This is a genomic window from Jeotgalibacillus sp. JSM ZJ347, assembly GCF_044383825.1.
In the GTDB taxonomy this organism is placed as follows: domain Bacteria; phylum Bacillota; class Bacilli; order Bacillales; family Jeotgalibacillaceae; genus Jeotgalibacillus.
In genome coordinates, this window is record NZ_JBISEN010000004.1 from 148,151 (window position 1) to 168,414 (window position 20,264).

A 20,264-nucleotide genomic window follows, 5' to 3' on the forward strand; every position below is an offset into this window, starting at 1 on the left:
GTCTAGCTTCAGAGCTGGACAAGCGCCTTCCGCTTTCCAGTTCTCTTTCGTCTTTCGAAATAGAATGGTAAGCTGGTAAGAAAAAGAAGGGAATACATATGATGAAAACTCTTTTATTAACTGGATTTGAACCTTTTCTGCATTTTAAAAAGAACCCCACAATGGAAATCATTAAAGAATTGGATGGACAGGTCATCGGTGGGTGGCAGATAGCAGGCAGGATTATGGAAGTGGACTTTCATAAATCCGGCGACCAGGTGATCGGATACTATGAAAAAGTAAAACCTGATGCAGTCATCTCACTTGGACTTGCCGGTGGGCGTACCCACATAACGCCTGAGCGAATTGCGATTAATTGTAATGACGGGGAGAAGGATAACAGCGGATTTGCACCGGCTGGAGAAAAGATTGCGGACGACGGACCGGATGGAATCTTTTCAACACTGCCAATCAGTGATATGGTCCAGTACCTTCATGAGCAAGACTATCCTGCGAGCATTTCAAATTCCGCTGGAACATACCTTTGCAATCACGTGATGTACAGAATGCTTCATCACCTGCAAAAAGAAGGCAGAAACATTCCGTCAGGCTTTATTCATATACCGGCATCTCATGATATGGCGGTCGAATCGAGAAGACTCCCAAGCTGGTCACAGGCAGATCTAACTGCTGCGATCAGACTTTGTATTGAAGCACTTTGAAACAGCTATATTAAAGCTGTGTAGAAACGCTAATGGTCTTTAGAGAATCGATTCAAAAAAGCCGGAACAATGTTGTCCCGGCTTCTCCTTATGCATTTTTAATGTTATTAATCCGCTGATCACACTTGTTCAGCGTTTTTTCGATTTCGTCAAGCGATGCCACAAGTGCTTCACGGTCTCTCTGTCTCGCTGCTACCATGCGGTCAATTGAATCTATTAGTGAAAGTACATGTTCTTTATTAAAAGAAGTATCTTTTTTCATAAAAAAAGCCTCCGTTTATTTGTTTATTAAAAAATACGGAGGCTTTTTTATTTTAAGGGGGTGTTACGCAATTCTTTTTTGATGCATCACAATGGACAGCAGGATTGCCGGAGCAACCGCGATGCTCATGCCTGTAAATGCGAGTCCTGAATCAATATCATAGAGCAGTCCGCCAACCTGGGTGAGCACTGCGGCACTCAGACCCATTCCAAGAGAGGCATACACACCCTGCGCAGTCGGAATCAGCTGTTTGTCTACTGATCTGTACAGATAGCGGATAAATGCGTAATGTGCAAGACCAAATGTCAGCGAGTGGAACAGTTGTGTAATCAGGAAGATCCAAAGTGACGGAAACAGTCCGACAAGTGCCCATCTGACTACAGCGGCAACAGACGCGATAAAAAACATAAACGCTGCCGGTCTATTCTTAAATAATTTGTCCGCCACAGCAAAGAATACAATTTCAGATAGCACGGCAATATTTAAAATAAACCCTATGTATGCAGTTGAAACATTGAGCTCCTGCAGATAAATAAACCCATAATTATAGTAGGAAGCATGTGCGCCCTGAATCAGGACGCAAATTGAAATAACGAGTATAAAGCCTGGTGTCTTAAAAACAGCTGCATAACTTCCGCGTTTCGGACTGACTTTTTCCTGTAATGCGTCAGGTGCATACTGAAAAGCGCCGGCAATCATCATCACAGATCCAACAGCCATAACAACAAAAATAGAAGATTCAGTCCAGATCGCTGCCACAATTCCAACTACGATTAAGCCAACAGTGTAACCGACAGATCCCCATGAACGGCTTCTGCCATAATGGATATTGTCTGTCCTCATAAGCAGTGATGCATTGCTTTCCATCATCGGCAATATATTGGGATAGAATAAACTGAACAAAATCATGACAAGCATCAGACCGTAAAATGAATCAACAGGTAAGAACAGCAATAGTATACAAGTTGATATGACCGGTAATGCTTTCATTAAAAAAGCCAGCGAAAACCGTTTGCTGAGCTCAGGGAATAAAAAGAGTGTAGAAAATGACCGTGCAAATAAGCCCGCAGCGATAATCGAACTTGCAGCTGCGACTGACAGATCCTTTTCAAATACCAGCCACCCTGTCCAATATGGGAGAAAAATTCCCCATGTGAAAAAGAAAGTAAAGAAATTAATAGAAAGCCAGGATTGTGCCTTCATATCATCACGCTCCATCCGGCAAATGAGAGTTTGCCATGAGCTAGTATAGCACAATTCATTAAAAGAATAATGAGAGAAAATATTACTCTATCTTGTACACAAAAAAACTGCCGGAAGTGATGATTCACTTCCGGCAGCTGCATTGTATTATACTGCTGTAATCTCCAGATCAACATCAATATTTCCGCGTGTAGCCTTCGAATATGGGCAGAAATCATGTGCTTTTTTCAGCAGTTCTTCTGCTTCATCCTGTGATACGCCGCTTACTTCAACTTCAAGCTTCACAGAGATTTTTACGCCATCGTCTTTTTCGTCTTTATTCAGGCTTACATGCGCAGTAGTCGTAGACTCCACTTTCTTACCCGCATTTTTAGCCATGAGATTAAATGCACCATCAAAGCAGGCAGAATAGCCGGCTGCAAATAACTGTTCAGGATTCGATTTACCCTCGGGATCCTGACCATCACCTGGCATTGCAAGATCCAGCTGAATTAAATCATCTGAAGATTTTACATGTCCATTTCTACCATTCTTAGCAGTTGCAGTACTCGTCAAAATTGCCATCAATCTCATCTCCATTTCATGTTTTAAAGAATTTTAACTACTCTTGTATGATTCACTTTTGAGCGTGTTATTAAACATTTTTAGATGGTGAAAGGAGCGTAAGGCGGGCGACTCCTGCGGCGGGAAGGGCCTGATGAGACCCCGCAGGCGCGGAAAGCGCCCGCCTGGAGTGCAGTGAACCGGTCCTAAAGTAAATTCCAAACATTTAAAGACATTTTCTGAATCACTACATAGATCACTACTTTTTTGATAAACTGAAAGAATGTACAGAAACGCAATCAGAAAGGGACCTGAACATCATGAGACTGGAAAATAACCAAAAAAAGAAAAGAACAAAATGGTGGATCGCACTCGGGGCAACAGTCACAATTCTTGCCGGTGCTTCACTGGGTGCATTAAGCGCATATAACTGGTCTCCTGAAGAAACAATTGAAGGCCTGTTTGGAACCTCAGCAACAACATCAATCTCACAAAACAATCATGAAGAACGCAGTATAGATGAAGATATAAAAGAAATTACACGTACAGATAAGGATGACGATGCACCAATAGACGAACCCGCAGAGGATGGTGACACTGTGTACCCTGATGAACCGGAAAGAACGCCTGAAACGTTGGAAGAACCGATCTATGTGAAAGATGTACTGATTGCAAATAAACAATACCCGCTGCCGTCAGGTTATGCACCGGGAGAAAATCCTGAAGCCCGTGCAGCTTATAACGAAATGCAGGCGGCTGCGCTTGAAGCAGGCTACAGCCTTGTGGCATTCAGTACATACCGGTCATATGATTACCAGACAGACCTGTATAACAGATATGTAGAACAGCACGGTCAGGAAGAAGCAGACCGCTTCAGCGCAAGACCGGGTTACTCTGAGCATCAGACCGGACTTGGTTTTGATATCGGAGCAGAAGGTCAGGAAGAGCACTGGGCAAGCGACAGCTTCAAAGATACAGAAGAAGCAAAATGGCTTGCAGAGAATGCACATCAATACGGTTTTATCCTGCGTTATCCTGCAGGAAAAGAACATATTACCGGCTATCAATATGAATCCTGGCACTTCCGCTACTTGGGTAAAGACCTTGCTACAAAAGTGTATAACAGCGGATTAACACTTGAAGAATACCTGGGAATCTAAAAATTTCCCGGGAAATGTGATGAAAGACTGAGAGGCAGCGACTGCTTTTCAGTCTTTTTTTACTACAATCCTTTTTTCTTAGTTTCCCTAAACAATTTTTTCCGTTATACTACTATTCAGAACAGTAAAATAATGGGGGGCGAAGATGGGGAACAGGGTTTTGAAATTAATCATACAATGGGTGGCAGCGTTCATTGTGCTGATGCTCTTGTTATTGCTACCAAGAGACATGGAAATAGAGTCCGGACCCTCCGGTGAATTTATAGCGGCGCATTATCAGTATTCTGTCAGTGCACATGTGGAAAGTATAAAGGAATTTGTGATGCCGGTCTTAAATGGAGAGGGACTTGGTCATGACCGCTATAACCGGTCGTTTTTCAGTCACGCATGGGAAATGATGCAGCGGAGCCTCTGGTTGATTATCCCGGCATTTTTCATCAGTATTCTAGCCGGTGTTGCAAAAGGGGTATTTGATTTCCGGACACGTCACGGTAAAAGAAAAGTAGTAGGGCTCCAGACAACTTGGCTTGGTTTGTCGGTACCTGATCTGGTATTTATCGTCATGATTCAGATGACGTTAATGTATCTGAATATGAAAGGCATCATTACAGGGCTGAGCCTTTACAGCGCCGGAAATCCGGAAGCTGTTGTAATGAACGTGATTTACCTGTCAGTCTTTCCAATGTTTTATTTAGCCAATGTGACATTTCAGGCGCTCAGCGATGAAAATGGAGCTGAATATATCAGAACGGCAAGGGCAAAGGGAACTTCTTCTTATAAGCTGCTATATATACATATGCTCAGAAACGGTCTGGCAAAGATTTTCGTTCACACGAATACGGTCGTACTTTATTTATTATCAAACCTGTTTGTGATTGAGTATCTCACACAATATAAAGGTGCAGCTTACTACTTTAAGGAATACGTGACGGTATCAACCAAGATTGTGAATGGACAGTCATTGAATCTGAATGAGGGAGCAATTGCAGCATTTACGTTCTTCTTTACAGTTTTGATCTTCCTTGCAGGATTAATCAGCCAGCTGGCCCGGGCATACTTACTGCCTCATGAAAGAGGTGGAGAGGGGTGAATAAACATCTGACAATCGGAAGTGTAATGCTTTTATTACTGTTGATCCTTACGTTTTTAGGCCCGCTATTACCGGTAGTAGACAACGGAATTTCACAGGAAGGCGCACGTTTTACAGATGAAGGCATTGAAGTGCCTCCTTTCCCGCCTTCTGCTGAAGACCCGCTTGGCAGTGACAGGGAAGGAAGGGATGTATTGAGTCTGATCGTAGCAGGTGCCAAGGAAACCTTTATGGTGATTTTTACCATCGTGATCATCCGGTTCATGGTGTCTGCAGTACTTGGGATTGGCAGCTTTTATTCCAAGTCGATCAGGAGTTTTCTTTCAATCTGGAGCCAGCTGTTTTCATTTATGCCGCCAGTCTTTTTTGTCATATTCTTCTCAGGTCTGCCTTTCGTTATTTTTTCAGAGCATCGGCAGATCTGGCTGATTGTCATCATTGCGGCAGTTGAGGTAGGCAGAACGGGTGATATGATCAAAACATCAATGGATTACAGTGCGGAAAAGCCTTTCTTTGAAGCGGGTATTGTGGCAGGTTGCTCACAGTGGACATTATTTAAAAGCTATTTCTGGCCACAGCTCAGGCTGACCATTGTGACGAATTTTATCAGTGATTTAGGAAGAACGCTTTTCCTGCTCGCTCAGTTTGCAGTCATCGGCGTCTACCTTCAGAATGCCTTTTGGTCGATTCGGGGCGGGGGAGTAGAGACGGTGAACAATTCATTTATCTGGCCTTCTCTATTTATCAATATCCACCACGATGTATTTTCAGCAGAGTGGGTTGTACTTTCGACTGTTAGCGTCATTACCTTTACAATGATCACATTTTATCTCTTAAGCAGCGGAATCAGACACTACTATCAGAAGAAATACCATCAATCCAGTTAGAAGGAGTGGCAATGAAAATGAAACTGTTAATCTTAGGCGGAACTAAATTTCTTGGCAGACATATTGCAGAAAGCGCAGTTAATAAAGGACACGAGGTCACGCTATTCAATCGGGGACAGACTAATACCTCATTGTTTCCTGACGCTAAAAAACTGACTGGCGATCGTAATGGAGACCTGTCTGCACTTGAAACGGGCAAATGGGATGCAGTTATTGATGTGTCAGGCTATACGCCGTCACAGGTCAGAAAGACAGCTGAGCTGTTAAAAGACAGAGTGGGTCATTATACATTGATCTCAACGATTTCTGTCTATGAAGATTATACAAATGGTCCGGCCGTTGAAGAGGTTACAAAGCTAGCCGAACTGAAAGAAGATACTGAAGAAGTGAATGGTGCTACATATGGTCCGTTAAAGCAGCAGTGTGAAGAAGTTGTAAAAGAACTTTATGGCGACCAGTCATTGATCATCAGACCCGGTTTAATTGTTGGTCCGCATGACCCGACAGACCGCTTTACGTACTGGGTGTGGCGTGCTCAACAAGGCGGGGAAGCACTCGCACCGGGGAAACCTGATCGGAAGGTACAGTGGATCGATGTCAGGGACTTAAGTGAATGGGCAATTCATATGATTGAGCATCACGAGTCAGGTACATTCAATGCAGCAGGTGGTGATCCACTGCCGACAATGGAGAAATATCTTGAAACCGCTAAGCAGGTTGCAAACTCTGATGTAACCTACCAGTGGGTCAGTGATGAAGTGCTGACAGAAAATGAGGCGGGACCATTTGTGGAAGTGCCATTCTGGCTGCCAATATCTGAAAGCTACCCGGACGGCTTTTTACTTGCAGATGCATCTAAAGCAATCAACAAAGGGCTGACATTCAGACCGCTTGAAGAAACAATCAGCGATACATTGCTCTGGCTGAATGAACGTGAGAATCATGATTGGCAGGCAGGGCTAACCGAAGAAAGAGAGCGAAAACTGCTGAACGAAAATTAATTGATTTTTCTGAAAATATGATATAATGGAGTTAAATATTTGCGGGGGTGGAAAAAATGAATCGTATTTCGCGTGCTGGATATATCTTTACGGCTTTGCATACGTTATTTTTCCTTAACCTGACCTTTGATTTCATCATGTTTTACTGAAAAAAGAGCTGACTCCTTTAACGGGGAATCAGCTCTTTCTATTATGGCTCTGTAAGTAGGGCTGATAATTTCCGCTTCAGGGGGACGCTTTCCGCATGGATGGACCGTTTTTTGGTCCCATTTGACCTCCTCAGGCTGCGCCTTGCGGGGTCTCACCTGTCCGGCTTCTCCTGCTGGAGTCGCCCCCTTACGCTTCAATCATCAGCTGTGAAGAAACAAAGATAGTCACTTATTAATTATTTTATAAAATCGGCGACAGCAGTCTTGAGATTGACTCCTTGAACTTAATCAGGTTTGAGCGCTCCTGGTAAAGCTCAGGTGTCAGCTCAGTAGAATCCTTCATATCCTCTTCAAAAACCATCGCCAGGGAAGTAGCCGTTTCTTGATGGTACAAAAATGCATTGACTTCAAAATTAAGACTGAAGCTGCGGAGGTCAATGTTTGCTGTTCCAACCGACGCTGCTTCATCATCTGTTACAAGTGTCTTGGCGTGGATAAAGCCTTTTTCATAAATATAAATACGCGCGCCTGCTTTCATCAGCTCGCCTACATGAGAATAGGTTGCCCAATACACAAACATATGGTCAGGCTTGTTTGGGATCATAATTCTGACATCAATCCCTGAAAGAGCGGCAACTTTCAGTGCGTCAAGCAGGCTGACATCCGGGATAAAATAAGGCGTCTGGATATACACATATTTATCAGCATTATTAATCAGCTTCAGATAACCGGTTTTAATCTGTTCCCAATCAGAGTCCGGTCCGCTCGATACAATCTGCATCGCAACGTCGCCTTTTTGAGGGATCGGAGGGAAGTAGACATCAGAATATTCAATATCATAACGGTGTGAAGCCTGATTCCAATCCAGAATAAATCTGGTCTGAAGGGGGTGAAGGGCACTTCCTTCAATTCTTAAGTGTGTATCACGCCAATAACCGAAACGTGAATCAAGTCCGAGATACTCATCCCCGATATTAAAGCCGCCTATATACCCCACACGCCCATCAATAATGGAAATTTTACGGTGGTTTCTGTAATTGAGGCGCGGATTAATCAGCGGTACTTTTGATGGGAAGAAAGCTTCCACTTCCCCGCCGGCTGCCCGAAGCTCCCGGAAGTAACCCCTCGTCATACCGCGAGAGCCCATATCATCATAGAGCACTCTTACCTTTACGCCCTGCTTCGCTTTTTTTACAAGCAGTTTGTATAGCTCGTGGCCCAGATTATCCCGTCTGAGAATATAAGTTTGAATATGAATATGATCTTTCGCATCTTCAATATCTTCGAAAAGCACTTTAAATTTTTCTCTGCCATCTACTAAAATATCTACCTGATTATCCTGGGTCAGCACTGCTGCATTATTCACCAGCTGCATATAAATCAGGTCCTTCATTTTTTCGGTTTCTTCAGATTTAAAGTGGAATTTCCGATCGTGAATAGCATTGATCTGGTAGCGGATCAGCTGCTCAATTCCAACGCGCTTTCTGCCTTCCCAGTTAAAAAGATGTTTTTTGCGGAGGCTGCGTCCAAACAGCAGGTATAATGCGAATCCTGCTACAGGGATAAAGAACAGAACCATCAACCATGCCCAGGTTGCGCTTGCATCTTTTCTTTCCAGAAAGATCAGGATCCCTGCAAAAATAAAGTTTAAAATAAATACAAATCCAACAATAATAGAGATCCAGTCAAAGGAGTTAAAGTCCATATTCAGCCCCTGCCTATCTGATAAATTCTTCTTTCCTACATTATACGCGTATTAAGTGATAATCTCTAATAACGATTGAAAGTGCTACAGGTTTCACTGAAGTTATGCTTTTCACAATTTTTACAATCGTTTGAATGATAAACACGTTAAAGTATTGAAATGTTGGTGCGTATAGGATACTTTTGATATAGAAGAAATAGAGCATTCAGACTTTTATGTTGAATACCTAGTAGGGGTATGTTAAAGTGTAATTGTATAGAATGCAATGCAGGGAGGGATTGTGTTTGGAAGCAACTGAACTAAACGAACATACACATTGCGGCAGCGAGCGTAAAAGTCACCATTCAGAGGATATGAAAAAGAATCTTCAGACGCGTCTGAACCGAATTGAAGGGCAGGTCCGCGGCATTAAAGGAATGATCGAGAAGGATACGTATTGTGATGATGTGATTACACAGATCGCAGCAACGCAATCTGCATTGAACAGCGTATCAAAACTGCTTCTTGAAGGACACATGAAAAGCTGCATTGTGGACCGTATCCAGGAAGGTGACCTTGAAGTTGTCGATGAATTACTCGTGACAATGAAAAGGTTAATGAAGAAATAATCAATTTTCAGGAGGAATAAAAGATGTCTCAGGTTACATTGAATGTAGAAGGAATGTCTTGTCAACACTGTGTAAAAGCAGTTGAATCTAACGTAGGTGAAATGAGCGGAGTCGATTCAGTGAAAGTACACCTTGATCAGGGAACTGTAGATGTTGACTATCAGGAATCATCTGTAACAGTTGACCAGATCAAAGATGTCATTGAAGATCAGGGCTACGACGTAAAATAATAAAAGTGCGCAGTCAATCTGCGCATTTTCTTCAGAAATTAATATACCCCATATAGGTATGAGAGGAGGGTGTACTGTGGCAGAGAAAGAATTAAACATAACAGGCATGACCTGCGCAGCATGCTCAACAAGAGTCGAAAAAGGGCTAAATAAAATGGATGGCATGGAGAAAGCAAGTGTGAATCTTGCTTTAGAGCGCGCGACAGTTTCTTATGATACCGACAAATTAACACTCGATGAAATCCAGGATAAAGTCTCCAGTTTAGGCTACGGTGTATCTGTTAAAAAGGAAGAATTCGATATCACCGGGATGACCTGTGCAGCGTGCTCAGCAAGAGTTGAAAAGGGACTTAACCGCCTTGAAGGTGTTAAAAGTGCAACAGTGAACCTTGCATTAGAACAGGCGACGGTAGAGTATACAGACGGCGTCCTGTCAGTTGAAGATATCATTGCCAGAGTCGAAAAGATCGGCTATGGTGCCACCCGCAAAGAGGACCGGGCACCTGAAGAAGATCATCGTCAGACCGAAATCAAGCGTCAGCAGAAACGCTTTTTATTTTCACTGATTTTTGCCGTGCCATTGCTCTGGACGATGGTTGGACATTTTTCATTCAGCCAGTGGATGTATGTACCGGATATCCTGATGAATCCGTGGGTACAGATGGCACTCGCCACACCCGTACAATTTATTGTGGGTGGTCCTTTTTATACAGGTGCTTATAAAGCGCTCCGAAATGGCAGTGCGAATATGGATGTTCTTGTAGCGCTCGGAACATCAGCTGCGTATTTTTACAGTGTCTACCTGGCGATTCAGAGTCTGTCCATGCCAGGGCACATGATGGGCCTATATTTTGAAACGAGTGCAGTATTAATCACGCTGATCGTACTCGGAAAGCTTTTTGAAGCGAAAGCAAAAGGCAGATCATCTGAAGCCATCAAAAAACTGATGGGCCTTCAGGCAAAAACGGCTTTTGTCATCCGTGATGGGGAAGAAGTCGAAATTCCGCTTGAACAGGTAAAGGTAGGAGATCTGCTTGCAGTGCGTCCTGGAGAAAAAATTCCGGTAGACGGCGTAATCCGTGAAGGGCATTCTGCTGTCAACGAATCAATGATCACTGGTGAAAGTGTTCCGATTGATAAAACAGCAGGAGATGAAGTGATCGGTTCAACCATTAATCAGCAGGGATTCTTAAAAGTGGAAGCTGTAAAAGTAGGAAAAGATACTGCGCTCGCACAGATTATCCGTGTAGTGGAGCAGGCTCAAGGGTCTAAAGCGCCGATCCAGCGGCAGGCAGACCGGATCTCAGGTATTTTCGTTCCAATCGTTGTCGGGATTGCGATTGTCACATTTATTGTATGGATCACCCTTGTTTCACCTGGTGAAGTAGCACCGGCGCTTGAGGCAACCATTTCAGTTCTCGTGATTGCATGTCCTTGTGCGCTTGGTCTTGCAACACCTGTGTCCATTATGGCAGGTTCAGGACGTGCGGCTGAAGCCGGTATTCTTTTCAAAGGCGGGGAACACCTCGAAGCAGCACAGGGTATTAATACAGTTGTGCTTGATAAAACAGGCACAGTGACAAAAGGTGAGCCTGTGCTGACAGATGTTTTCCCATTAAACGGCTGGTCAGAAGAAGACCTGCTTATCTATGCAGGTTCAGCGGAAGCGGGATCTGAACACCCTTTAGCAAAAGCAATTGTTAGCGGTGTACGTGAGCGTGACATTTCAGTATCGGAAGCAGCGGACTTTGAAGCTGTATCAGGATTTGGTATCCGCGCAACCGTTCATGACAGAAATGTACTTGCAGGTACAAGAAAGCTGATGAACCAGGAAGGCGTTAAAGTGTCAGAAGTTGAAAAAATAATGCTGTCACTTGAAGAAAAAGGACGTACAGCAATGCTGATCGCAGTTGATGGAGAGGTAGCCGGCATCGTGGCAGTAGCTGATACAATGAAAGAAACCTCAAAAGAAGCAGTCAGTCGCCTAAAGGAAATGGGGATTGAAGTCATCATGATGACAGGTGACAATGAGCGCACAGCCCGCGCCATTGCACATGAAGCAGGGATTGACCAGGTCATCTCAGAAGTACTGCCTGATGAAAAAGCAAATGAGATTAAAAAGCTTCAGGAAAAAGGACGCACAGTTGCAATGGTGGGTGACGGCATTAACGACGCGCCAGCACTTGCAACGGCAGATACAGGACTTGCGATCGGTACAGGAACCGATGTCGCAATGGAAGCGGCCGATATCACGCTGATCCGCGGTAACTTGAACAGCATTGCAGATGCAGTCATGATGAGCCGGAAAACGATGAGAAACATCCGCCAAAATCTTTTCTGGGCATTCGGTTATAATACGCTCGGTATCCCGATTGCAGCAGTCGGTCTGCTTGCCCCGTGGGTAGCAGGCGCTGCCATGGCGTTCAGTTCAGTATCTGTTGTGTTGAATGCACTGCGTCTTCAAAAAGTAAAACTGTAGAAGTGAGAAAAGCCTTTCAGCGTGGTTTTGGCTGAAAGGCTTTTTTGTGTGGTTGACGTTGGTGTTTAGGTTGCTGAGTGTGGTATGCGGCCGGCTGAGAGTGCTATCCAGCCTATTGAGTGCGCTATCTTCCCGGTTGAGTGCCTCGTCCACCGCATTGACCGTGCTATCCCCCGAGCCGAGTGCACTACCCGTCCGTTCAAGCGCACCACCCACCACTTCATCCCATCAAGGCTGTGAAATATCACTAAGTGTATCGCCAGCTTTATCATCTGACTGTGGATTCACAGCCAGGTCACCAAGCGACACCAGTCCAATTACCTGACCATTTTCAATGACAGGCAGACGTCGTACCTGGGCAGATGCCATCAGATCAGCAGCGTGCTCAGCCGGTGTATCAGGTGTGACGTGAATTAATTCATGTGTCATCACCTGATCTACAGTCTGATCTTTATGTTCAGCGACACCGCGAATGACGATATCTCTGTCAGTGACCATTCCGGCAGGACGGCCGCTTTCATCAATCACTGGCAATACGCCAATATTATGTTCCTTCATCAATTCGGCTGCTGTCTCAACAGTGTCATTCATATTGCAAGTCACAATATCATCAGCCATTACTTCTCTGATATTCATTTCTTCCACCTCCATATTTTATACGACATTATTATTTCACTTAAATGGCTTATTATTCACCATCTCTGCGATTCACAAAAATGTGTTGATTTCTTTAATTTTTTTGATTTTTAAGGTTAAACCATGTGTTCTGGTGGTATGATAATCGTAATGAAACTTATTTAGAAAAATGTATGTTGAAAATAGAATGTTATTGAAACTTTTTTATAAGTTGATTCGTATATTTACTCATTCAGACTATATTGCGGGAGAGGTGCTCACACATGTCAAGAAACAGAGAAGGCATCAAAGAACTGATGACGAAAATGACTGAAGTAGGCGTAAAGATCACCACTACAAAATCACGTCTCGAAATACTTGAAGCTGTCAAAGAACCTCACCAGGTATCAGGAACATAACCAGCTTTACGAGGAAAGGTGCTCATTGACAGAGGACCTTTTTTATTTTAGGATTTTTTGCACCAATTGTGAAAATACATATTAAATATAAACAGTAAGGAGGTGCAGAAATGTTTCAAAAAGCAATGCTGATCTATAATGGGAATGCGGGACAGCGGGATGCTGAGAAGATATTGAGCCAAACCGCGCCGATTCTGGCTTCAAAAATTCCAAAGCTGTTTTTATTTCAGACGCAAAAACCGGGAGATGCAGAACACTTTTGCCGTCAGCACGGAGAAGAAGTTGAACTGGTGATTGTCATGGGCGGTGATGGAACGGTCCATGAATCGATTAATGGACTTGCGCCGCTTGATAAGAGACCCAGTTTGGCCATTTTACCCGCGGGAACCTGTAATGATTTTGCAAGATCACTTGGGATTCCATTAAATCTTAAGCAGGCTGCAGAACTGATTGCATTTAGCGGAATAGAAAAGGAAATTGACCTTGTCGAAACTGATCACCGTTATTTCAGTAATTTCTGGGGAACAGGGCTCATTGCAGCCGCTTCAAAAAGTATAGATGATACTTCTAAAGGAATGCTTGGGCGCTTCAGCTACTATATCAGTGCGCTCAGAACATTATCAGAACAGGATAAATTCAGTTTTAAGCTTGAGATGGATGATCAGATCATTGAAGAAGAGGCGGTTATGCTGCTGTTTATGAACGGTAAATCCATTGGGGCAACTGAATTTCCGATGGACTCTATACAGATGGATGACGGGTTGTTAAATGTGCTCGTTGTTAAAGAAGCAGGTTTCACGCTGCTAAAAGAAATATTTACTGCAAAAACCTCCGTTGACTGGGAGGAAGATGAGGCGACAATCACACAGTATCAGACAGCCTCCTGCAGAGTGACGCTCGACAGTGATAAAACGATTGATCTTGACGGTGAACATTACAATGGCAGTCACGATGAAATTTCCGTGCTCAAACAGCATATATCAGTGATCGTTCCCAAGCCGGAAGAGATCGCTGACTAAGTAAAAAACGTGTTAAAAGCATTGAGCTTTTAACACGTTTTTATTAATCTTCTTCTTCATTTGAGAACATGTAGGTACGGTGATGGAATTTCATTGAGAACAATAATCCGAGTGCAAACATAGTACCGATCAGTGAGCTTCCCCCGTAACTGATCAGCGGAAGCGGAATACCGGTAATCGGCAGAAGCTGAATCGTCATCCCGATATTCTGAAATACGTGGAAGGTAATCATACTGATGACACCTGCACACACATACACATTGAATTGACTCTTTGTCTCAAGCGCTACTTTCGTTAAATGATAGATCAGCAGGAAAAATAAGCTGACGACCACACTTGCGCCGATAAATCCGTATTCTTCACCAACAACAGCAAAAATAAAGTCGGTATGATTATCAGGTACATATACCTGACGATCCTGATAGCCTTTACCAAAGATTTCACCTGAACCGATCGCACTCATAGCGGTCGTCAGCTGATAGGCATCACCTGAGGCGTAGCTGTATGGATCAAGCCAGGAATAGATCCGGCGGAGCTGATAATCCTCGAAAAAACGTTCCATTAAATCCTGTCTGAAAAGAACAAGGTAGATCGCAGTTGAAGCAGTTAGTGCAACTGCTGAAAAAGTAGGCAGCAGCAGCTTCCATGTAATCCCCGATACTAGAATAATCCCAACCGTAATCGCGATAAAAACGAGCATCGTACCAAGGTCAGGCTGTTCATTAATGAGCACAAAGGGAATGCCTGAAACAAGACCGATCTTTACAAGAAGCAAGAGGTCACTTTTCAAGTCTCTATTCACAAATGCTTCATTATGGGAGGCTACAACTCTTGCCAGCACAATGACGGTAAAAGTCTTCATAAACTCAGAAGGCTGAAGTGTACCAATGACAGGGAAACGATACCAGCTGTATGCACCATTGATATAAGGCACTATACTTTCCGGCAGAACCAGCAATCCTACTAAAAGCACGATGCCAAATCCATATAAAAACCAGGCCATTTTCCGGTACTGATCCATATCAAAATACATCATCATGCCGATCAGGACGAAGCCGGCAATATAAATCATACCCTGCCTGATCGCAAAGTTTGTGCCGATTGCAGCGTACTGCCCGGTCGTCTGTGCAGATGAAATGGCAAGCACACTTGCGATCATAAATAAAATCAGCAGTGAAGCAAGCGTCCAGTCTATTCTGTCTGAAAAGTGTTTATTTGTATTCAATCTATTCACCTGAATTCTAATTTTTCCTCTGTTGAACAATGCTTTCAGCGTATCAGATTATACACTGTTTCACAATTCACTAGAAGTCACATCACCTGAAAAATCATCATTACTTTTGTCACGGCTGTCACAATTAATAGACGAAAACGCATAAGGAAAAGTTTCTTTTTCTCCTTTTTCAAACTATTTGATACAATGGAAAAATAAGAGGTTAGTGTGAGGAGATGATGACATGAAAAACCAGGGCTGGATCTACCTTCACCTGAATACGGCTCAGGACTTTGCAATGTCGAGCGGAATTGAGATGAAAGACTTTTATCATGCATTATCAGACAAAATGCATCATCTGCTCCTTTTGAAGCATAAGTTTGAGCAGTCTTCTTTCAATATGCATACCTATCTTGAATATGTTCATGAACAGGAAGTGCAGGAATTGGTTAAAGAAGATATCTCAGCGTACGGAGACTTTTGCTGGATCGACTTTGAAGATGAAGCAGGCGTTGATGAAATGAGTGCCCAGGAGCTTGCTGAGCTGTTATATCTCGGGCATATGAAGTATCATCTGAACATTCCGTTTTACAAAAAGCTGAATAACCGTTTTGTTTATCTGTCATCTGAAGATGGAATGCTGAACCGTACATATTACAAAGATTGGACAGACTTTTTCATGATGGTCGGAAAAGTAATTCCTGAGAAAATGGCTGGGCGTAAAAATACGAAGTTACTTCAATGGAAAAAGGAAAAACCCATTCCACCTATTCCAAAAGAAGTCGTCATGACCATTTCACACCTTTTAAGAGAAGGTGTTGTGATCTCTTTTCAGCACGGTGCAATCAATAAAGGGAATGTCGAGGTGCCGGTCTGGGTAAGCGGTGATTATGTCAATATGGACGATCTGCAGGAGGATATGCAGAAAAAATACAAGAGAGAGCCGTCAGCGGTGTTTTCCTATGACCGGAAAACAAAAGAATGGTCGGCAATCTGAGCACAGGCACTTGCATCAGGCAGGTGCTTATTTTAATCATGAAATAGAAGTTGTAAGACATCTAACAGAAATACTGTGTGGGAATGTATATCCTATACAAGCTGTTAGAAACAAACATTTATATAGCAGGGTGGTTAACCATATGAAAAAAAGCTACATCCTTATAACAGGACTGCTGCTTGCCGGCTGCAGTTCAGAGCAGGCAGAGGAAGAGCTTGACCTCTCCAATTCATCCTGGGAAGACATCACTGAAGCATCAGCGGGTGAAACAGTCCGTCTTTATATGTGGGGCGGGGACCCTGGCATCAACAGCTACATTGATGACTATGCGATTCCGTCTTTACAGGAGGAATATGACGTCACGCTTGAGCGGATTCCGCTTGATACAAATGAAATCATTCAAAAGCTTGAAACGGAAAAAAGAGCGGGTCAGGATGAAGGAACCGTTGATCTGATCTGGATGAATGGAGAAAACTTTAAGCGGGCAAAAGAAGGGGAACTTCTTTTTGGGCCGTTTGTTGACCAGATTCCTTCTTATCAGGACCATTATCAGCCGGAAGACTATGAATTTGATTTCGGCACCGCAACAGAAGGGTACGAAGCACCGTGGGGAAAGGTACAGTTCGTGTTTAACTATGACACGTCTAAAATAGACAATCCGCCTGCAACACTGGATGAGCTGAAAATCTGGATCAATGAGAATCCGGGGAAATTTACTTATCCGGAAGCAAGCGACTTTACCGGTAATGCATTCATCAGACACGTGATGCTTGGAGAAGCGGTGGAGCCTGAAGAGTTGCTTGGCGAGCCATATGCGCCGCTTGAAGAAAGTCAGGCGAGTACCATGTGGGATTACTTAAATGACATTGAGCCTGATCTGTGGAGAGGCGGGGAAACCTACCCTGCTTCACTTGAAGAACTGGATCGCCTTTACAGCCAGGGGGAAGTGTGGATGACGATGGGCTATAACGAAGCGCGTGCAGAATCACTTGTACGTGACGGTTTATTCCCCGAAACGACTGAATCATTTGTACTTGAAGATCCCGGTTCGATCGGAAATACGCACTTCCTGTCCATTCCTTATAACAGCCCAAATAAAGAAGCTGCCATGGCTGCGATCGACTTTTTCTTAAGTCCTGAAGCGCAGCTTGAAAAATTGCAGCCCGATTACTGGGGTGAAAGCTCGCCGATTGATGTTGGCAGTCTAAGTGATGAGGAGCGGGCAGGCTTTGAAGAGCTGGACCGTGGAAATACGGTGCTTGATGCGGATATTCTTGCTGAATCATATCTATCTGAAGTAGATGCAGGGTATGTAGAGTGGATTGAATCGGAGTGGCGCAATGAAGTGGCAGCAGACTAGCCGGCTGATCCTGTTGCTGCTCCCTGCCTGTGCATTTTTGCTGCTCGCAGGAGGGAGTCTCATTCTCGCATTTATGGAAAGTGTGAGAGGAGAAAACGGGTTCACCTGGACTTATTACAGTGAACTTTTTGGCAGACAGGAGCTCGTTGACAGCCTGCTCTACAGTATCCTGATAACGTTTAGTTCAACACTTGTCTCACTCATTGGCGGCTGGCTGATTGTCAGAAGTTTTTATCAGTATATTGACGGCATAGGAAAGTGGATGGTGTGGATTCCGATGCTTTTCCCGCATTTTGTGTGGGGATATTTTGTGCTGCTTTTACTCGGTCAAAGCGGATTGATCTCAACTTTCTTAGTGCAGACCGGTTTGCTTGAGGACGCAGCATTATTTCCAATCCTCGTACAGGACCAATCGGGGATCGGTATTTTCATCACTTATATATGGAAGGAAATACCCTTTGTGATTCTGATGCTGCTGCCTGTCTATCTTCAGCTGCCAAAGCAGTTCAAAGAAGTCAATGCAGTACTTGGCGGAGGCAGGGCGGACTGGTTCAAGACAGTTGAATGGCCATGGGTGAAGCCTGTGATGTTTGAGACGGTACTGATTATCAGTGTATTTGTTTTCACTGCTTATGAAGTGCCGGGTCTGCTCGGTGTCTCCTATCCGCAGCTGACACCGGTGCTTGCTTACGAGTGGTTTTACAGTGCTTCTCTGGATGAACGGACAATGGCTTTTGCCTTATTAATGTTTGTTGCACTCATCTTTGGAACGCTTGCACTCGCAGGCTTTGCACTGATGAATAAAAGAAGAATGCTGCTGTCAAAAAGCAGCCATCGTTATTAGGAGGGGACTATGAAAAAGAAACTTTTTTATATCAGCTGTCTGATCTTTTTTATCGTCCCAGTTCTTTTGATGCTGATCAAAAGTGTCACAACACCCTGGCGGCCAGGCGTTGCGCTTGACTGGACATTAAGAGGGTGGGAAGTTGTATTTCAGGACAGCAGAGTCATTGAGTCAATGTGGACAACGCTTTTCATCGCGCTTGCTGTTGCGTTGATTAATCTGCTTGCAGGTGTACCTATTGCAAAAGCATTATCCCACCGCTCTTTTCCATTCAAGAATACACTCGAAGTGATGCTGCTTCTCCCATTATTTCTACCTATCATGGCAGCAGCAATGGGTCTTCATATCACAATGATCCGCATGGGATTGGCTAACACGTGGCTCGGTGTCACAATCGTTCATCTCGTTCCAACGATTCCTTATACGATAAAAGTGTTGAAAGCAGGTTATGATCGGATTCCACAGGATATGCTGAGTCAGGGCAGAATGCTAAAAGCCGGAGCCTGGCACGCTTTCCGTTCAATCGAACTGCCATTATTGATTCCGAGTATCAGGAGTTCAATCTTTCTTGCTGTGACGATCAGTGCAGGTCAGTATGTCCTAACCGCAATTATCGGAGGCGGCAGTGTACTGACAATGCCGATTATTTATTATCCATTTCTGCAGTCAGCTGATGATACGGTGATGGCTGCATTTTCGATTGCATTTGTACTGATTCCTGCAGCCGCGATCATCATCGCAGAAGCAGCCGCCATGCTTGTTGCAGGCCGATTTTTTATGAAAAGGAGGAGCATATTGTGAGTCTCCCCTATTTACAGGTAAAAGGTGTGTCAAAACAATTTGATACTGCCGATATTTTTACAGACCTTTCCTTCTCACTGCAAAAAGGAGAAATCCTTTCACTTGCAGGTCCATCCGGAACCGGTAAATCAACGCTTCTCCGCTGTATCGCAGGGCTCGATTATTTTTCAAACGGAGAAGTGCTGATAGAAGGTGCTGACCTGCTAAATCAACCGGTCAAACGCCGTCCTGTCGGAATGGTCTTTCAACAGGCTTTGCTTTTTCCGCATATGACACTGCTTGAGAATGTGGCATATGGAAAAAAGATCACGGATGGAAAAAAGCAGGCGTTTGAAATGGCACATAGCTACTTACAAGAAGTAGGACTCGAAAAGCAGGTTGATCGTTACCCTCACGAACTTTCAGGCGGTCAGCAGCAGCGGGCAGCGCTCGTGCGGGCAATGCTGTTGAAACCAAAGCTGCTCCTGCTTGATGAGCCATTTTCAAGTCTTGATCCGGGACTGCGTAAAGACTTAAGGGAATGGGTCAGAACATTTTTGAAAAAAGAAGATATGACATCAATCTTTGTTACTCATGATAAAGAGGAAGCGATGCTGCTCGGTGACAGGACAGCGGTAATGGCGGAGGGACGGCTTCAGCAAATCGGTCATCCGGAAGAGTTATATCACACACCGCACAATGCACTGGTTGCTTCACTTTATTCTGATGTCATTGTTCTTGATGAAAATAGATATTGTCCTGCCGACAAAGCAGAATGGTCTGAAGAAAAATCAGCAGGTGGGGAGTGGTTTGCGGCAGAATGGGTAAATGAAACATACCACTTCGGTCGCAGATTTGCGCATGTCAAACTGGATTCCGGTCGACGTGTAACAATTCCGGTTGAAAACAGGCAGTCAGGATCCAGAGGATACGTGATGCTGCCGGCAGACGAGATCCGGTATTTTAAAGAGCGTTAAAGCATCAGGGGAAGGGGGCAGG

The 20,264-nt window shown here is 44.0% G+C and carries 21 protein-coding genes; 15 read left to right on the forward strand and 6 right to left on the reverse strand.

Annotated features, from left to right (window positions below; all coding sequences use genetic code 11):
* The first annotated feature begins 98 nt into the window (after positions 1 to 98).
* Complete coding sequence (locus ACH6CZ_RS13335; protein ID WP_374097961.1) at positions 99 to 701, forward strand: pyroglutamyl-peptidase I; 603 nt, start codon at positions 99 to 101, stop codon at positions 699 to 701.
* A gap of 88 nt (positions 702 to 789) precedes the next feature.
* On the opposite strand, the gene ACH6CZ_RS13340 is transcribed toward ACH6CZ_RS13335, so the two are convergent.
* The 3 genes from ACH6CZ_RS13340 to ACH6CZ_RS13350 form a co-directional block, all read right to left on the reverse strand.
* Positions 790 to 963: a hypothetical protein gene (locus ACH6CZ_RS13340; RefSeq protein ID WP_374097962.1), complete on the reverse strand. Its 174-nt coding sequence runs from the start codon at positions 961 to 963 to the stop codon at positions 790 to 792.
* 63 nt (positions 964 to 1,026) lie between these two features.
* On the reverse strand, positions 1,027 to 2,166 hold the full coding sequence (locus ACH6CZ_RS13345; protein ID WP_374097963.1) for an MFS transporter: 1,140 nt from the start codon (positions 2,164 to 2,166) through the stop codon (positions 1,027 to 1,029).
* Between the two features lie 147 nt (positions 2,167 to 2,313).
* A complete protein-coding gene (locus ACH6CZ_RS13350) occupies positions 2,314 to 2,730 on the reverse strand; it encodes an organic hydroperoxide resistance protein (protein WP_374097964.1) in 417 nt (138 codons plus the stop codon).
* Positions 2,731 to 3,029: 299 nt separating this feature from the next.
* On the opposite strand from ACH6CZ_RS13350, the gene ACH6CZ_RS13355 reads away from it, so the two are divergent.
* The 4 genes from ACH6CZ_RS13355 to ACH6CZ_RS13370 all read left to right on the forward strand — a co-directional run bounded on the left by ACH6CZ_RS13355 (position 3,030) and on the right by ACH6CZ_RS13370 (position 6,847).
* Positions 3,030 to 3,869 carry a M15 family metallopeptidase gene (locus tag ACH6CZ_RS13355; protein WP_374097965.1) on the forward strand — a complete coding sequence of 280 codons (840 nt, stop codon included), beginning with the start codon at positions 3,030 to 3,032 and terminating at the stop codon, positions 3,867 to 3,869.
* A gap of 160 nt (positions 3,870 to 4,029) precedes the next feature.
* Positions 4,030 to 4,959, forward strand: coding sequence for an ABC transporter permease subunit (locus tag ACH6CZ_RS13360; protein ID WP_374097966.1), 930 nt, complete (start codon positions 4,030 to 4,032; stop codon positions 4,957 to 4,959).
* Positions 4,956 to 5,846, forward strand: a complete 891-nt coding sequence (locus ACH6CZ_RS13365; protein ID WP_374097967.1) for an ABC transporter permease subunit — start codon at positions 4,956 to 4,958, stop codon at positions 5,844 to 5,846. The genes ACH6CZ_RS13360 and ACH6CZ_RS13365 overlap by 4 nt, the downstream gene beginning before the upstream one ends.
* 11 nt (positions 5,847 to 5,857) lie before the next feature.
* Entirely contained in the window at positions 5,858 to 6,847 is a 990-nt protein-coding gene (locus tag ACH6CZ_RS13370; RefSeq protein ID WP_374097968.1) for an NAD-dependent epimerase/dehydratase family protein, read from the forward strand.
* 390 nt (positions 6,848 to 7,237) lie between these two features.
* Here the strand turns inward: ACH6CZ_RS13370 and cls are convergent, their stop codons facing one another.
* On the reverse strand, positions 7,238 to 8,701 hold the full coding sequence (gene cls / locus ACH6CZ_RS13375) for a cardiolipin synthase (RefSeq protein ID WP_374097969.1): 1,464 nt from the start codon (positions 8,699 to 8,701) through the stop codon (positions 7,238 to 7,240).
* A 284-nt stretch (positions 8,702 to 8,985) separates the two neighbouring features.
* Between cls and ACH6CZ_RS13380 the strand changes: the two genes are divergently transcribed.
* From ACH6CZ_RS13380 to ACH6CZ_RS13390, 3 genes are read left to right on the forward strand one after another with little or no spacing between them, the layout of a single operon-like run.
* Positions 8,986 to 9,309 (forward strand): metal-sensitive transcriptional regulator, encoded by a 324-nt coding sequence (locus ACH6CZ_RS13380; protein WP_374097970.1) that lies wholly within the window; start codon positions 8,986 to 8,988, stop codon positions 9,307 to 9,309.
* A gap of 23 nt (positions 9,310 to 9,332) precedes the next feature.
* On the forward strand, positions 9,333 to 9,539 hold the full coding sequence (gene copZ / locus ACH6CZ_RS13385; protein ID WP_374097971.1) for a copper chaperone CopZ: 207 nt from the start codon (positions 9,333 to 9,335) through the stop codon (positions 9,537 to 9,539).
* A gap of 58 nt (positions 9,540 to 9,597) precedes the next feature.
* Positions 9,598 to 12,018 (forward strand): heavy metal translocating P-type ATPase, encoded by a 2,421-nt coding sequence (locus ACH6CZ_RS13390; RefSeq protein WP_374097972.1) that lies wholly within the window; start codon positions 9,598 to 9,600, stop codon positions 12,016 to 12,018.
* A gap of 228 nt (positions 12,019 to 12,246) precedes the next feature.
* Here ACH6CZ_RS13390 and ACH6CZ_RS13395 read toward each other — a convergent pair whose 3' ends face one another.
* A complete protein-coding gene (locus ACH6CZ_RS13395) occupies positions 12,247 to 12,654 on the reverse strand; it encodes a CBS domain-containing protein (RefSeq protein ID WP_374097973.1) in 408 nt (135 codons plus the stop codon).
* A gap of 263 nt (positions 12,655 to 12,917) precedes the next feature.
* Between ACH6CZ_RS13395 and ACH6CZ_RS13400 the strand changes: the two genes are divergently transcribed.
* Together ACH6CZ_RS13400 and ACH6CZ_RS13405 are read left to right on the forward strand one after the other, a co-directional pair.
* Positions 12,918 to 13,052 carry an Lmo0850 family protein gene (locus tag ACH6CZ_RS13400; RefSeq protein ID WP_248782141.1) on the forward strand — a complete coding sequence of 45 codons (135 nt, stop codon included), beginning with the start codon at positions 12,918 to 12,920 and terminating at the stop codon, positions 13,050 to 13,052.
* Between the two features lie 110 nt (positions 13,053 to 13,162).
* Complete coding sequence (locus ACH6CZ_RS13405; RefSeq protein WP_374097974.1) at positions 13,163 to 14,071, forward strand: diacylglycerol/lipid kinase family protein; 909 nt, start codon at positions 13,163 to 13,165, stop codon at positions 14,069 to 14,071.
* A 43-nt stretch (positions 14,072 to 14,114) separates the two neighbouring features.
* On the opposite strand, the gene ACH6CZ_RS13410 is transcribed toward ACH6CZ_RS13405, so the two are convergent.
* Positions 14,115 to 15,296, reverse strand: coding sequence for an FtsW/RodA/SpoVE family cell cycle protein (locus tag ACH6CZ_RS13410; RefSeq protein ID WP_374097975.1), 1,182 nt, complete (start codon positions 15,294 to 15,296; stop codon positions 14,115 to 14,117).
* A gap of 232 nt (positions 15,297 to 15,528) precedes the next feature.
* Here ACH6CZ_RS13410 and ACH6CZ_RS13415 point away from each other — a divergent pair, with 232 nt between their 5' ends.
* From ACH6CZ_RS13415 to ACH6CZ_RS13435, 5 genes are all read left to right on the forward strand, one after another.
* Positions 15,529 to 16,281 carry a hypothetical protein gene (locus ACH6CZ_RS13415; RefSeq protein ID WP_374097976.1) on the forward strand — a complete coding sequence of 251 codons (753 nt, stop codon included), beginning with the start codon at positions 15,529 to 15,531 and terminating at the stop codon, positions 16,279 to 16,281.
* A gap of 142 nt (positions 16,282 to 16,423) precedes the next feature.
* Positions 16,424 to 17,641, forward strand: coding sequence for an ABC transporter substrate-binding protein (locus tag ACH6CZ_RS13420; RefSeq protein ID WP_374097977.1), 1,218 nt, complete (start codon positions 16,424 to 16,426; stop codon positions 17,639 to 17,641).
* Positions 17,622 to 18,485 carry an ABC transporter permease gene (locus ACH6CZ_RS13425; RefSeq protein WP_374097978.1) on the forward strand — a complete coding sequence of 288 codons (864 nt, stop codon included), beginning with the start codon at positions 17,622 to 17,624 and terminating at the stop codon, positions 18,483 to 18,485. The genes ACH6CZ_RS13420 and ACH6CZ_RS13425 overlap by 20 nt, the downstream gene beginning before the upstream one ends.
* Before the next feature lie 9 nt (positions 18,486 to 18,494).
* Positions 18,495 to 19,286, forward strand: coding sequence for an ABC transporter permease (locus tag ACH6CZ_RS13430; protein WP_374097979.1), 792 nt, complete (start codon positions 18,495 to 18,497; stop codon positions 19,284 to 19,286).
* Positions 19,283 to 20,242: an ABC transporter ATP-binding protein gene (locus tag ACH6CZ_RS13435; RefSeq protein ID WP_374097980.1), complete on the forward strand. Its 960-nt coding sequence runs from the start codon at positions 19,283 to 19,285 to the stop codon at positions 20,240 to 20,242. The genes ACH6CZ_RS13430 and ACH6CZ_RS13435 overlap by 4 nt, the downstream gene beginning before the upstream one ends.
* Positions 20,243 to 20,264 lie beyond the last annotated feature (22 nt).

Bases quoted from the DNA above. Each gene is read 5' to 3' on its own strand.
- ACH6CZ_RS13335 (WP_374097961.1), top strand. From the start codon at position 99: ATGATGAAAACTCTTTTATTAACTGGATTTGAACCTTTTCTGCATTTT.
- ACH6CZ_RS13340 (WP_374097962.1), bottom strand. From the start codon at position 963: ATGAAAAAAGATACTTCTTTTAATAAAGAACATGTACTTTCACTAATA.
- ACH6CZ_RS13345 (WP_374097963.1), bottom strand. From the start codon at position 2,166: ATGAAGGCACAATCCTGGCTTTCTATTAATTTCTTTACTTTCTTTTTC.
- ACH6CZ_RS13350 (WP_374097964.1), bottom strand. From the start codon at position 2,730: ATGGCAATTTTGACGAGTACTGCAACTGCTAAGAATGGTAGAAATGGA.
- ACH6CZ_RS13355 (WP_374097965.1), top strand. From the start codon at position 3,030: ATGAGACTGGAAAATAACCAAAAAAAGAAAAGAACAAAATGGTGGATC.
- ACH6CZ_RS13370 (WP_374097968.1), top strand. From the start codon at position 5,858: ATGAAAATGAAACTGTTAATCTTAGGCGGAACTAAATTTCTTGGCAGA.
- cls (WP_374097969.1), bottom strand. From the start codon at position 8,701: ATGGACTTTAACTCCTTTGACTGGATCTCTATTATTGTTGGATTTGTA.
- copZ (WP_374097971.1), top strand. From the start codon at position 9,333: ATGTCTCAGGTTACATTGAATGTAGAAGGAATGTCTTGTCAACACTGT.
- ACH6CZ_RS13390 (WP_374097972.1), top strand. From the start codon at position 9,598: ATGAGAGGAGGGTGTACTGTGGCAGAGAAAGAATTAAACATAACAGGC.
- ACH6CZ_RS13395 (WP_374097973.1), bottom strand. From the start codon at position 12,654: ATGAATATCAGAGAAGTAATGGCTGATGATATTGTGACTTGCAATATG.
- ACH6CZ_RS13400 (WP_248782141.1), top strand. From the start codon at position 12,918: ATGTCAAGAAACAGAGAAGGCATCAAAGAACTGATGACGAAAATGACT.
- ACH6CZ_RS13405 (WP_374097974.1), top strand. From the start codon at position 13,163: ATGTTTCAAAAAGCAATGCTGATCTATAATGGGAATGCGGGACAGCGG.
- ACH6CZ_RS13415 (WP_374097976.1), top strand. From the start codon at position 15,529: ATGAAAAACCAGGGCTGGATCTACCTTCACCTGAATACGGCTCAGGAC.
- ACH6CZ_RS13420 (WP_374097977.1), top strand. From the start codon at position 16,424: ATGAAAAAAAGCTACATCCTTATAACAGGACTGCTGCTTGCCGGCTGC.
- ACH6CZ_RS13425 (WP_374097978.1), top strand. From the start codon at position 17,622: ATGAAGTGGCAGCAGACTAGCCGGCTGATCCTGTTGCTGCTCCCTGCC.
- ACH6CZ_RS13430 (WP_374097979.1), top strand. From the start codon at position 18,495: ATGAAAAAGAAACTTTTTTATATCAGCTGTCTGATCTTTTTTATCGTC.